The organism is Winogradskyella sp. ECml5-4 (assembly GCF_036903175.1).
GTDB lineage: Bacteria > Bacteroidota > Bacteroidia > Flavobacteriales > Flavobacteriaceae > Winogradskyella > Winogradskyella damuponensis.
In genome coordinates, this window is sequence record NZ_JAYJLF010000009.1 from 136,612 (window position 1) to 150,085 (window position 13,474).

General features: G+C 32.4%; 10 protein-coding genes and 3 pseudogenes. 3 read left to right on the top strand and 10 right to left on the bottom strand.

The annotated features are described in order from the left end of the window. Nucleotides 1-69: 69 nt before the first annotated feature. The 4 genes from VDP25_RS10835 to VDP25_RS10850 form a co-directional block, all read right to left on the bottom strand. Nucleotides 70-615: a hypothetical protein gene (locus VDP25_RS10835; RefSeq protein ID WP_334469635.1), complete on the bottom strand. Its 546-nt coding sequence runs from the start codon at nt 613-615 to the stop codon at nt 70-72. Between the two features lie 166 nt (nt 616-781). Next, nucleotides 782-1,345 (bottom strand): hypothetical protein, encoded by a 564-nt coding sequence (locus VDP25_RS10840; RefSeq protein WP_334469637.1) that lies wholly within the window; start codon nt 1,343-1,345, stop codon nt 782-784. 150 nt (nt 1,346-1,495) lie between these two features. Continuing rightward, nucleotides 1,496-2,152: a hypothetical protein gene (locus VDP25_RS10845; RefSeq protein WP_334469639.1), complete on the bottom strand. Its 657-nt coding sequence runs from the start codon at nt 2,150-2,152 to the stop codon at nt 1,496-1,498. Between the two features lie 84 nt (nt 2,153-2,236). Further along, nucleotides 2,237-3,124 (bottom strand): hypothetical protein, encoded by an 888-nt coding sequence (locus VDP25_RS10850; RefSeq protein WP_334469641.1) that lies wholly within the window; start codon nt 3,122-3,124, stop codon nt 2,237-2,239. Between the two features lie 391 nt (nt 3,125-3,515). Here VDP25_RS10850 and VDP25_RS10855 point away from each other — a divergent pair. Continuing rightward, nucleotides 3,516-3,710, top strand: a pseudogene (locus tag VDP25_RS10855) (transposase); the annotation flags it as partial. Between the two features lie 44 nt (nt 3,711-3,754). Here VDP25_RS10855 and VDP25_RS10860 read toward each other — a convergent pair. From VDP25_RS10860 to VDP25_RS10870, 3 genes are all read right to left on the bottom strand, one after another. Beyond that, nucleotides 3,755-4,327 carry a DUF6705 family protein gene (locus VDP25_RS10860; protein ID WP_334469643.1) on the bottom strand — a complete coding sequence of 191 codons (573 nt, stop codon included), beginning with the start codon at nt 4,325-4,327 and terminating at the stop codon, nt 3,755-3,757. An 18-nt stretch (nt 4,328-4,345) separates the two neighbouring features. Further along, nucleotides 4,346-4,825, bottom strand: coding sequence for a hypothetical protein (locus VDP25_RS10865; protein WP_334469645.1), 480 nt, complete (start codon nt 4,823-4,825; stop codon nt 4,346-4,348). 390 nt (nt 4,826-5,215) lie between these two features. Continuing rightward, nucleotides 5,216-7,138: an ATP-binding protein gene (locus VDP25_RS10870; protein WP_334469646.1), complete on the bottom strand. Its 1,923-nt coding sequence runs from the start codon at nt 7,136-7,138 to the stop codon at nt 5,216-5,218. 407 nt (nt 7,139-7,545) lie between these two features. Between VDP25_RS10870 and VDP25_RS10875 the strand changes: the two are divergent. Next, a pseudogene (locus VDP25_RS10875) lies at nt 7,546-7,826 on the top strand (IS110 family transposase); the annotation flags it as partial. Nucleotides 7,827-7,870: 44 nt separating this feature from the next. Here the strand turns inward: VDP25_RS10875 and VDP25_RS10880 are convergent. Continuing rightward, the gene (locus VDP25_RS10880; RefSeq protein ID WP_334469648.1) at nt 7,871-8,314 is read right to left on the bottom strand and encodes a TlpA family protein disulfide reductase; all 444 of its coding nucleotides are present in this window, start codon (nt 8,312-8,314) and stop codon (nt 7,871-7,873) included. 990 nt (nt 8,315-9,304) lie between these two features. Here VDP25_RS10880 and VDP25_RS17795 point away from each other — a divergent pair. Beyond that, nucleotides 9,305-9,408: pseudogene (locus VDP25_RS17795) on the top strand (IS110 family transposase); the annotation flags it as partial. Between the two features lie 19 nt (nt 9,409-9,427). On the opposite strand, the gene VDP25_RS10885 reads toward VDP25_RS17795, so the two are convergent. Both VDP25_RS10885 and VDP25_RS10890 read right to left on the bottom strand, forming a co-directional pair. Continuing rightward, entirely contained in the window at nt 9,428-12,595 is a 3,168-nt protein-coding gene (locus VDP25_RS10885) for a M1 family aminopeptidase (RefSeq protein ID WP_334469650.1), read from the bottom strand. Further along, nucleotides 12,592-13,464, bottom strand: a complete 873-nt coding sequence (locus VDP25_RS10890; RefSeq protein WP_215929023.1) for an ABC transporter ATP-binding protein — start codon at nt 13,462-13,464, stop codon at nt 12,592-12,594. The genes VDP25_RS10885 and VDP25_RS10890 overlap by 4 nt, the downstream gene beginning before the upstream one ends. Between the last annotated feature and the right edge of the window lie 10 nt (nt 13,465-13,474).

The following is a 13,474-nucleotide window of genomic DNA, read 5'->3' on the forward strand; positions in this document are numbered from 1 at the left end:
AAATCCGCGAGGATTTCTAGAAGTAGGCGAGAACTAGCAATAAATTAGATACGGTATTGTAAACAGTTATTAATTAGGTTCAACAGTTCCACTATAATTTCCAATGATTGTTATTCCGTTCCATTTGAATTCATAATCCACATCAATTTCAGTTATTTGATTATTCACACCATCAGATTCCGATGTAACAGAATTCACTGTAACTCTTCCTGATTGGAAATTGTCATCTTGATGCCAATATCCAGAATAAGCGAAATTCTCTTCTTCTGAATTATCCTGAAAATGTATAGGATGATAGCCGTCTACACCAAAAACGTTGTTTGGACCATTACTTGTAGAGTAAGTTCCTTCTGTAAGTGGTATAAAGTCTCCTTGTGCTCCAGACCTAATATAAAAACTTCCAAATTGTCCTTCTTCAACATTATGGTTTAATGGGTTTGATAATATTAAATGGTATGGATTTCCACTGTTAGCTTTTGCAAAATTTGTCTCATAAAAAGTACCATTGACTGTAAATCCGTTTGTGACATTTGTATTGTCAGAATCATCGCTTGAACAAGATGATAAAATCATAAATCCAATTAAAATTCCATAAAATAATTTCATTTTTTTCATTCGTATTATTGGGTTTTAATTGTTTACAATGGTTTTGTTTATGGTTTCGTTGCGTGGTTTAAGCACTAAAGTTAGTAAATAAATCAGAGATAGAAAGTTTGTGAGAATTTTTGTAAGTAGGCGAGAACCAGCCATTAATTTAACACGGTGTTGTAAAACGTTATTTTTAATTATTTAGCGGAAATGTTATTCCAACTGCAAATGCTCCAACGAATTGTTGAACTGATGGTTGAAAATAATAAGTAAATCCTAAATCGACATTATTATTTTTTCCTAATTCGAGTCCAATTGCAAAAGGTATGTGATAAATTACACCACTTTTATCGATATTGTCATATGCTGTTAATGTTTCAAATTTTCCAATTGAGGTTCCTATTCCAATTTCAACATATGGTGCAACCCAAGGAATTGGTGCACGAACTCTTGCTTTCCCACCAAGTAAAAATGCTTTTGATTCTGCTATTTCATTAGTAGGATTGTCATTCAAATCTTTTCCGTCAGAATTTGTCAAAATAAAACCAGCGTAAGGTCTTAATTCAAGCCAAGAAGCGATTTTTAATACTAATTCTCCTTGTGCAAAAACACCATCATCAGCAACTTCGTCAATACTATTATATGGAAAACTAATACCATATCCAATTTGAGCGTTTATTGATATTTCTTTTACAAACTGGGCTTCAGTTAAATTTGAAGTTAAAATTACTATTAATAATAAAATATTTTTTTGCATTATGGCAAAACTTAAATTAGTATAACTTTAATTAACTCAATTTCTAGGATTGCAAATTTCACTACAATTATAAACTTAATGAGCTAATAACCGAAAACGTTGCAACACATAGTTCATCAATAAATTATTTGCAATTGCTTAGAAAAGTTATTATTGGCTACAATAGCCATTCAAAAAATTATCTTGTGTTGGGTTGAAGGCATTGTAATTTACTTGGTAATTACCACTATCTTCAGAAAAAGTGCCATTAATACTATTACTAATTGCACAAAAATCTGTTAAACTATAATTTTCTAGAATAATAATATAACTTTCAAATCTTACATTATTTAAGCCTTCTAGACTAGTTAATAAGTCATTATCATATATCTCTAGAGAATTACAATTTGAGTTTATATTATTTAGTGCTGATATGTCAGTTAGAGATGAGTTTTCTTCTATCCAAATAGTCTGAGTAACTCTTCTCAAATTATTTAATCCATTCAAAGATTCAATATTGTTGCAGGATGTTATTCTGAGGTATCCATCAATAATTTTAAGGTCTGATAAAGCTGTTAAGTCACTTGCCGTATCAGAAATAGTCAATGAACCTAATATTTTTTCATATTGATTTGTGCTAAATTCATTTATCTCTTGCTGGGATGTTAAATAGACATCTCCTGAGTACGAGTGTAAGTCATTACTATTATCCTCAACTGAACAGTTGTAAAGAATTAAAAATAGGTATAAGCATTTAATTTTTTTCATGCGTTTTAATTTAATTTTTTCTAACGTGTTTGTATATGGTTTGTTGCGTGGTTTAAGCACTAAAGTTAGCAAATAAAAACCGAATAGAAAATCCGCAAGGATTTTCGTAAGTAGGCTAGAACTAGCAATAAATTATATACGGTGTTATGCTACGTTTTTTTTAATTTTATTTATTAATGAATCAATCACAATTTCTAGTAATAGATTTCTTTGCTCATAAATAGATTTCCATTGTTTTTCATTCCAAGAATCTTCTTCCTGCTTATACATTCCGTGAGCCAAAATATGTCGCATATCATCTAATTTAGGGTTTCTCAACAATCCATTTTGACTTTCTATAACTCTTTTAATATTTTCCCTTTTTGCTTTGTTTTCTCTTCCAGGCGCATAATCTTGTCCTAACATTGCTAAAAAGCTATCTGTAAGATTAGATTTTCCTTTTTTGTTCCACCAGAACCCTTCTATAAAAGAGTAAAGACTTAATAACTCAATTAAAACATCATTAATTCCTGATATTTTATAAATTTCCTCAAGAATACTACTATGTTTAATGTTTAATTTATTTAGTGTTTCAAAATATGATAAGACTTTATCAAAAGTTATTGGATTTATTTCGGTTTGAGAAGATGTTGTAACACTCTTAAAACCTTCCCAAGTAGGCATAGTAATGGCAGCATTAGGAATAAATTCAGATGTATGCGAAACTAATGTCGGTTGAAAATATACAAGCTTTAAACACAACTTAAAGAGTAATGAAAATTCCGAGGCATTTTTGTTTTCATATCCATTCTTTGTTATGACAAATATTGATTTAATAGGTAAAGGACTGTTTCTTGAATTCATCATTCCATCATTTATGATTTTATTATAAATCCAATCTTGAAATGGTTCTTTAATATTTTTCGAGTTTTCGTAGTTTGTTATTAAAAGTTCAATTTCCCTACCATCGAAATCAATTTTCTTGGTAAAATCTTCGCCCGAAAATTTAACATTATCGATTAGCCAACATCCATATCTAATATTTTCTGTCATAATGTAGCATAACTTGTTATATCATAACTTTTAGCACTCATATCCTGCTAATTAAGTAGGTATTAGCAAGTGTTTTAAATATTTAAAGCTATGAGCAACGAAGTTAATTCTATTTTTTCAAAAACCTATACGTAAAGTTACGTACAGCTGCGCTTCATCAAAAGCCAAGTTAACCCCTTCTATTCTAAAAAACTTACGGTAAACCGTAATAGTCAATTCATAATAACCAAAACCCAATACAGATCAAACGCGCTTTTGATTATGCAAGGTGGTATTAATAAGCTTCAGTGCTATAGTCTTTGTCTGCTATTGATGACGTTAGGTGTTTAATTACAGGACGTCCCGTTTTATTTTATGGACATTAAGCTTGTGGTCGGTTCATCTAGAAAATAGTTATGTTGGAATTACACCAACGATTCGAGAATCAGGAAGCAGGGTACGAGGGCGCTTTAGAATTAGCGAAGTAGGCAATAAGAAATTAAGAAATCTTGTGTTTTTAGCAGCCTTTTCAGCGTATAAATATAACAGAGGCTGCAAAGCCTTATATGATAGAATTGTAGCTAAAGGAAAGCGTGCTAAATTAGCTTAAAGTTGCTTGTTTTTTAATTCAGTTCTTTGTTGTGGTTAGTTTTATTGCTTCACTAAAGTCATTTCATAGGGCATTTTGAAAGAACCTTCTTCATTAGTATCTCGCCAAGTGAATACTTTCCAATGTAATTGCTCTTCGTTTCCTAAATCTGAATAGTTAAGCTCTAATTGTCCTGTAGTACCACCTATACTTGGTTCGCTATAATAACCTAATTTTAATTTATTAGTATTGGTTGGGTCTGTGAAATAACCACCAAAGATATTCCAATCTCTTGTGTTTAAAACAGGTTGCAAAACTGGAAAAGTATTATAAATTATTATGTCATTTTCGGTATACTTAATACGTGCAAAAATTTCATCTTCATAACCTCCAGTACCGACTCTATCCATTTCTCTTTTAAAAAAACTAATCTCAACAATTTTTGTAGGATTTGTTGCATTATTTTGGTATTTCCAGTCTCCTAAGAATTTATTAAACTCTCCGTTTACATCTTTGTAATAATAAGTGTTTCCTTCTACTTCAATAGTTGTCTTTCTATCTTCAATTGGTACAATAGTTTGCCCAAAAGAATAATTTATTATTAAAAGTAAAATAATATTTGTTATAATTTTCATCGTTTAATATGTTTAATGTTATTGTTGTTCCCAATTTGTTATGTTATCATTGGCATCAAAAGTGGCTTCGTAATATGAAATTCCTAGCCCATCTCCATTAGATAACGTAAATGTGTATATAAAAGTCTTAAATTTTTCTTTAAAACAAGCGTTATCTGTATCTCCACATGGTTTAATTACTTGTTTATAATACTCTTCTTTAAGTTTTTCCATATCAGGCGAATCAATAGGGCTTCCATAATCATCATAACCTATCGGCTCTAAAAGTTGTAAAGCAGCTTGCATTTTATCCTTATCATCTATTCTCATAGCAAAACCGCCAGCAGGACTAATTAAAATATTGTCCTGGTCTCTGTTTATGGCGAAGGTGTAAGATTCGTAATTGCCATAAGTAATGTGGTATGCCGTTTCATCGTCTACATAAAAGTCATATTCTTCTATATAGGTTCCTCTAGCTTGCAGGTTTGTATTATTGCCCATATCCTTTTTGTTGGGCAATGCTTTGACAAAGGTATTTATACTTGCGTTATTAGCAATTTTGGATTTATTGATAAGGTTTACCTTAAATTCTAGCTGTTGAGAGGATTCTTCATTGGAAAAGGAATCATCTTTTTAGCATGTGAGACAGCATATTGAAATCCCAAAGAGCAGGATTCCAAGTTTGAGGTAATTTTTCAGTCGGTGTTTTTTTATAGTACAATATTGGTTTAAAGTTAATAAAAAATGTTTGTTGGTGCGGTAAAATTAACCACAACGGTTTAGTATAAGAATAGTAGCGGATTTTCACGCACTAACTTTTCGGTTAAACACTGACCTTTTTTATATTTACTTACTTTCGTTTTAGCGATTAAACCGCTATTATTTTTATACATTGTTGTGAGCTGGCTTTTATTCCACAAAAGCTTTAATCGAATCCAACCAACTTTTAATTTCATCAAATCCACCACGTTCTGTTAATCGCTCAACTGTCATTTTCTCGATTGCGAGATTGTTTAATTGGCGTTTAGCTTTAGATATTTTTTTCTTTTGTTTCTCTTCAGTTTTTACAGGGTCAGGATTTATGGCATTCCAATCTGTATCACTTGTTGCTTGATGAACTGCTATAGCCACTTTTTCTGGTACATCTTCATCATCTAAAACCTCAGTTATATTTATGTTGATATTTAAATCCTGATAACATTCGTTTATTGCTTGATGATGAAGATAATTTTCTAATTCAGTTTTTATTGTATTAAAACCTATTTTGGTTTCTATTCCTTCTGCGTTTAAGTCAGCAACACTTTGCACATAAGCTGGAATATCAGAATCGTAGATATGAACTTGCGATTGTAATAAACCATCTAAATACTTTTTCTCAATGTAAAATTTGAGTTGAGAGCCACCTGTCGGAATAAAAGCAACAGCTTCATTATTTTCTAAATTTATTACATTCCCGTCTGAGGCATATAATATCTTGCTTAAACCTATCAAAGCATTTATATCGTTTTCTCCTTCAACAAAAATCAGAACTTTGACTTTGTTTTTTGGGTCAGGTAATGCTCCAAGTGTTTGGATAATTTTATCTATTATTTCCTCATTATCTGTTCCGTCATCATTTAAACCACTTTCAACATTCACTTGTCCATCGTCTGAATAAACATATCTTAATGACTCCTTAGGAATTTCCTTCGCTAAATTAGAATTATGTGTTGTGAAGAATACTTGAGCATTATCTGTTTCCGAAAGTTCTTTTAGAGCATTTACAATCATTAATTGAAAATCCGGATGTTGTGACGTTTCAGGCTCTTCAAGTGCATAAATAATATTCGGTGCATTTGCTGTTCTTCTATTCTCAACTTGTGCTCTAAAAAAGCTTAATAAAACAAGTCTTCTCATTCCACTTCCACGTTTGTTCAATGGAACACCTCTGTCATCTTCTAAAGTCAATTTGAATATAGAATTCCAAGTTGGTTCTTTAGGGAAATTAGACCGTAAAGTTTCAGCTAATTCTGGGTCTAAATCATTTAGTTTTGTGATGGTATCGTCAGCAAGGTCTGTCGAAGCATCTTGAACTGCTTCTTTTAACTGTTCTAACAATGGTGTTATGTTATCCCTTTTTAAGACCTCTTTGATTATTTCTTTCATTGGGTCTTGAATGTCCGAATCTTGGTCATTCAGTTGCTTGTCAACAAAAAACAATGAGTATAGTGGTAAATACTTTTTGAGGTTCGTCCAAATTTTCTTTCTGTTATCCTCATTGTCTAATCTCCCATCAATCTTTATTTCGGCTTGGTGGGTTGTTATTTGTCCTTCCTCATAAAAATGATTACGAATAGCATTTCTTAACTCTTTACTTTTATTTCTATTAACTCCGTCTGGATTTATTCCTAACTCATCAAATTGAAGTTGTAAAGTCGTTCTTTTTTTAGAAAGTAAATCGGATAGATTTTCGTTGTCGGGATAATCACAAATTATTACAGATTCTTCCGAAACACTTCCTGATGCCGAAATAGGAAACGATTTTTTGATTTCAAGTTTATTCTCTGAGTTTAAAAGATATTCATCTGAAAGACTGGTTGGATTTGTATCATCTAAGATTAATTGCTCAGGAAAATCTGAAAAAATACAAGTTATTTCAATTCTGCTGTTATCATTTTCGATGCATAAATCATTTTTATCAGGCTTACCATTAAAAAATATATCTAAAGCTTCTAAAATTGATGATTTACCAACATCATTTTTTCCTATGATAACATTCAGGTCAGAAACATCGATTTCGGTTTCTTGAGAATAACTTCTGAAGTTCTTTAATTTAAGTTTGTTTAGTTTCATTCGTGTTTTTGGTCAGCTTGCTCACAACTTGTTATATCATAACTTTTATCACTCATATCCTACTAATTAGGTAGGTAATAGCAAGTGTTTTAAATATTTAAAGCTATGAGCCACGAAGTTAATTCTATTTTTTCAAAAACCTATACGTAAAGTTACGTACAGCTTCTCTTCGCCAAAAGCTAAGTTAAAACCTTCTATTCTAAATAACTTACGGTAAACCGTAATAGTCAATTTATAATAACCAAAACCCTATACAGATCAAACGCGCTTTTGATTATGCAAGGTGGTATTAATAAGCTTCAGTGCTATAGTCTTTGTTTGCTATTGATGACGTTAGGTGTTTAATTACAGGACGTCCTTTTTTTATTTTATGGCCTTTAAGCTTGTGGTCGGTTCATCTAGAAAATAGTTATACTGATATTACACCAACGATTCGAGAATCAGGAAGCAGTGTACGAGGTCGTAGTAGATAGACAATAAGAAATTAAGAAATCTTGTGTTTTTAGCAGCCTTTTCAGCCTATAAATATAACCGAGGCTGCAAAGCCTTATATGATAGAATTAAAGCTAAAGGAAAGCGTGCAAAATTAGCATTAATAGCCGTAGCGAATAAGTTGCTAAAACAGGCCTTTGCTATTGCAAAAAGCGGATTGCCTTATGATGAAAACGATGTTTCAAAATTAGCTTAAAAGATACTTGTTTTTTAACTCAGTTCTTTGTTGTGCATAGTAATTTATTTTAGTAAATTTTCAACTATTCTTTTACTCGGTTTCTTTGCGTTTTCATCAATTATTTTTGAATTCTTAATTATTAAATATCTAGGTAATGAATTTAATTTAAGTTCTTTGAATATTTCAGGTTTCTTAAATTGATGGGAATTAAAATTATATTCGTACAATTTAATATTGAGTTCTTCAGATAGATTTTCCCAAGAGTCCAAATTTTCATCGATTGAAAAAAAGACAAAAATTATCTCCGAATTTTTATAGTCCTTACTTAGTTTTAGAACTTTTGGAATTTCTTTTATACACGGTTTGCACCAACTAGCCCAAAAATCTACATATATAATTTTATCATTATTCTCATGTAAGAATTCATCAAAAGATTTTTTTTCATTAGACTGACTGAATAAAGAAATAGATATTAATAAAAAAATAATTCCGATTTTAGTTTTCATATGGTTTTTTATTATGCACAACGGTCTCGTATATGATTTGTAGCGTTATTTCTGCAAGTAAGTTAGCAAATAAAAACCGAAATAGAAAAACCGTGAGGTTTTTCGACAGTAGGCAAGAAGCAGCTATAAATTATATACATTGTTGGCTAACGTTTTTTCTTTTTACGAACTACTCCTTTGTGTATTTATAGGATCTTTGGTTTTTCGTACGTTGTTTCGTTTTTTACTTAAATGTCAAAAAAATCTTCAAATTATTATTCCGTTCTTTTCCGCTAAGAGCATCAGTTTTGATTTTCGGCCGAAATTTCGTGACACTAGAAACGATTGATTTAAACAACTAATTTCAATTTTTTAAAATTGCGAACAGTTCAGCCGTACGTTTTGCCATTCCGCTTATCATCCAAAAGTTGAGGATTGCTATAATTTTGAATTAAAGAACCGAAGTTGGGTAAGTCGAAATTCGTGCGTAAAGTTCCGCAAGAGTAAGAAATTCCAGTGTAATATTTTTTTAACGTTCAGCTTTAAATTCCAACGTATTTTTCTGAAGCAAGTAAGCACAGAATTTCGTAAAATCCTTGAAATTGTTGGCACGCGCAAAATGTTTGCCAACGTGTTATATCATAACTTTTATCACTCATATCGCACTAATTAAGTAGGTATTAGCAAGTGTTTTAAATATTTAAAGCTATGAGCAACGAAGTTAATTCTATTTTTTCAAAAACCTATACGTAAAGTTACGTACAGCTGCGCTTCATAAAAAGCCAAGTTAAAGCCTTCTATTCTATATAACTTACGGTAAACCGTAATAGTCAATTTATAATAACCAAAACCCAATACAGATCAAACGCGCTTTTGATTATGAAAGGTGGTATTAATAAGCTTCAGTGCTATAGTCTTTGTTTGCTATTGATGACGTTAGGTGTTTAATTACAGGACGTCCTTTTTTTTATTTTATGGCCTTTAAGCTTGTGGTCGGTTCATCTAGAAAATAGTTATACTGATATTACACCAACGATTCGAGAATCAGGAAGCAGTGTACGAGGTCGTAGTAGATAGACAATAAGAAATTAAGAAATCTTGTGTTTTTGCTCAGTTCTTTGTTTGCAACAGTTTTTACTCAAACATAGCTTTAATTTTTATATTAAGATTTTCATCACTTACCTTCAAAATTTCTTTCAATAAATCAGTTGAAGTAGGTTTTGCATTTGGATATTTATGTTTAGTAAAAAAGGATTGTAATGCTAAATTCAACCGTTCTTCACCAAGTAACTCACTTAATTCTACAAAAACAATAGCGCCTTTAGAATAGGATATAAATGCATTGTCTTTTGTGGCTTTTAATAGAGATAAATTTTCACTAAAGCCCTTTTCAGCGTCGTATATTTGTTTATGTATCTCTAAGCGTTCTAGCATTTTTTCTTTACCATACATCTTTTTATATAGCATCATTTCTATATACATCGCTAAGCTTTCAGTTAGCATTGCATAGCCTTCACGATAATCAGGATCAATCTGGTTGGTTCCCCACCAAAAATGCGCAACTTCATGACCAGCCAGTTCATTTATTACATCCTGATTGTGACTACTTGCTATATTAGCATTAAACGTCATATCCTCTGTCATAAATATAACACCAGGATAAGCGGTTCCTGCAAAACCTTGTGTAAACGATGAAACTTCGGCAAATTGAATAGACGAAAACAGATAGGGCCCAAAATATTTGGTACAATAACCTAATGACAGCTTCGTGTTCTCAATAAGATGATCTACATTGTTTTCATGTAAAGGGTGATATAAAACCTCAATAGAAACATCTTTATGTTGTGCTTTTTTAACCTCATAAGTAGCTGATGAAACCGCAAACCTAAAAGGAATGGCGTCTGCTTTATACTTATAGTAATTTCTATTAGCGTCTTGCCACTGCGATTTTAACGCGCCAGTACCAACAGCAATTTGATTATTATCGGTTGAAATTTGCATATCTAAAGAAATAAAGTCGTCTATATGAGTCTTTACCGCATCAAATGGTTTCATGGCTGTGGCTTCGCCCAAAGCATGTTGTTTTCTAATAGTCTTGTCTGAAATTTCCTGACTTGCATCATACCCAAATTGAGGATAATAACGACTTATTCGCATAAAAGAGCCATCCTTTACAATCGCATTAAAAGGATTATGACCATTTACAGCCTCCCATTTGTAAGCCAAATGAAAGGTGAGTTTTGCCGAGTCTTGGGCTTGTAATGCCTGTTTTAATGGTATTTCTGAAATAGCCCTGTCTAGCGTTATGGTATCATTTTTATAGCTAAATATAAGCGCTTGTATCTCAAAGTCTTCAGGCACACGTATTAGTACAGAATCTATAGCGTGCTTGTGCTGATTTACCAACCAGTACGTGCCTTTTATCTGGTAAGCTTGGTCTTTAGGAAACAAATCTATTTCTGTATTAACTTTTTTTATGGTTGGCTGCGGAAGGTTTTGGTATGCTCGGTAATGCTTTTCGTAAGCAACACGCGCTAATATGTCAGCGTCTTTATCTTTGGAAACATAACCATCTAAAAACAAATAGCCACTCACCATGCATATACATACGCAACTAACCATTGCAATAATATAAAGTTGTCTTTTAGCTTTAGTTTTTATCAAACCGTATAAAGCACATACAAGTCCTACAAGGGCAAACCCAAAAATCAGTCTGTAAATAAACGGCATTACATAAGCACCGTAACCTATAAAATCGCTATAAGCACCTTTGTAACCAGATAAAAAATGAAACAACGGATTCGTAATCATGTTTTTTGAAATAGGCGTCACAAACAATAAGAATAACAAGATAGATATGCCCAGTGCCACCGATTTACTCTTACTTATGTTATTAATAAATAGCAGCAGTAACGCAAAGAGTGTAAGTGGCAACGTATTAAAAACAAACACACCAAAATATGCTTGCCAATCAATAAAAGGGTATTTAAAAATAAGCTGAAAGATAATCGCTTCCAAGAGCATTAAACCGGTAAGAAAAATGATTAAAAGCACCATGCTTATAGCGTGTCCTAATAGACGCTCTTTGGCATAATAAGTCGTATTTTGAATGATTGAAAATCCACTAGCATTGGCACGCCAAAACACATCGTTTGTAAAGTAAACCACAACAAGTGCGCCTATAAAATAAAATGTTTCGTTAATGGTTTTAGCCAGTAAACCAGAGCTAGCATACTGTTGCGGCAACCTAATACCCATATCTATATCGCCATACATTTCTACACCTACATAAAATAACAGTAAAGCAGAAACCGAAATGAGCGGAATACTTCTAAACAAATAAATAAAATCGATTTTCACAAAAGAGCGCAGCGCATGTTGTTTTGTTTTTGAAGTAAACAACGTGCTTACTTTCGCAAACGGAACATCTAGTAGTTTGGTTTTTTTAGGCGTTGTTTCAGCCTTTTTTTTTGTTGACTTTTGTTTGAAAACTGGCAGAAATGAGAACGCATTTATGCCTAATTTCATAATAAATAATGACAGTAGCACAACACCCAAACGGTTTATCAATAGTATGTTGCTAAACGACACGATGTTGTGGTTTCTTTCAGAAACACTAAAGTCCTTGGCATCATAAAAATAAGCCGACAACCCAAAAATATCAGTTATAGCAGATACTTTTTGAGCAAATAAAGACTGTGGTAACGATTGTGCCATAAACGGCGCGTTTGAAAACATGAGCACTATCATATAGGTGATGTATAACATCAATCCTGCAATAGCGACCAGTAGTTTATTCTGAAATTTTTTAGCAAAGAAAAACAGGATGCTGCATACCAATAAGCTATTTACCACACCAAAAATCAAATAAGGATATACATAATGCCACAGATGAAAGTCTGCAAGCATTTCAGAATCTGTTTGCACATGCAACCCAATAACATACCCAAGCATTACAATAAAAAAACTGAATGCAGTAAGTAAAAAGAAGGATAAAAAGCGTGCTAATGCAAAGTCGCGTTTCTTTATAGGTGTGGTGAAAACAATTAAATCAAAGTTAGCATCACGTTCCTTAAACAAGCCAGAAAAGGCTAGTAGTGTAGCAATCAAAATAATAAGTAAGCTCAACAAACCAGTCATAAACCCAACAGCGTAGGGTGCATTGGCTGCAATGCCATCGCCTACATTAATATGAAATTTATAGCCTGTAAAAAAGCCAAGCACCAAATACGCCAACAAAGCAAATTGCGTTGCTATGTGTTTTAGCGCGCTATATATATCGTTTAGTAAAACCGTTTTCATGTTGTGCTGTTTAAATAAGTGAAATAAGCGTGCTCTAAATTTGGAGTAACAGCTTTAAACCCAGTTGGGCAAGCATCGGCATACACGGTTACATGCATAACCTTTTCAATAAATTGCTTACTAATGATGTTGTGGTTTGGCTCAAGGTGAAGTAGCTCGTTTTTGGTTGTTGGTTTTTGCCATATTTTTCCTTGCAAAGCCTCAATAAATTGATTAGGACTCCCTTTTGCCACAATAGCGCCTTGTTTTATAATTGCCATATCCGAACATAGATTTCGTACATCTTCTACCAAATGTGTTGATAATAGAATGATAATATCTTCGCTTATTTCGCTCAACAACGCATTAAACCTATTACGTTCTTCAGGATCTAAACCTGCTGTAGGTTCGTCTACAATCACAATTTTAGGATCTCCCAATAACGCTTGAGCTACGCCAAAACGTTGTTTCATACCACCAGAAAACGTATGTACGTCTTTGTTTTTGGCGTCAACTAAATTCACTTTATCCAGAAGATTCATAATTTGATCGTGGCGCTCGTTCTTGTGATGAATACCTTTTAGTTTAGCCAAATGTTGTAGTAAATTATAAGCCGAAACTTTAGGGTAAACACCAAAATACTGTGGTAAAAACCCTAGTTGTTTTTGTATTTCTAATGGGTTTTTTACAATATCTGTATCGTTAAAACTCATGTGTCCTTCGGTTGGTTTTTGTAAGCCTACAATGGTTTTCATAAGCGAAGATTTCCCTGCGCCATTAGGTCCAAGTAAGCCAAAAACACCGTTTGTTATGTTTAAATTTATGGCATAAAGTGCCTGGTGTCCGTTGTTATACACAAGGGACACATTGTTGATATTCAATGTATTCATAAAATAATAT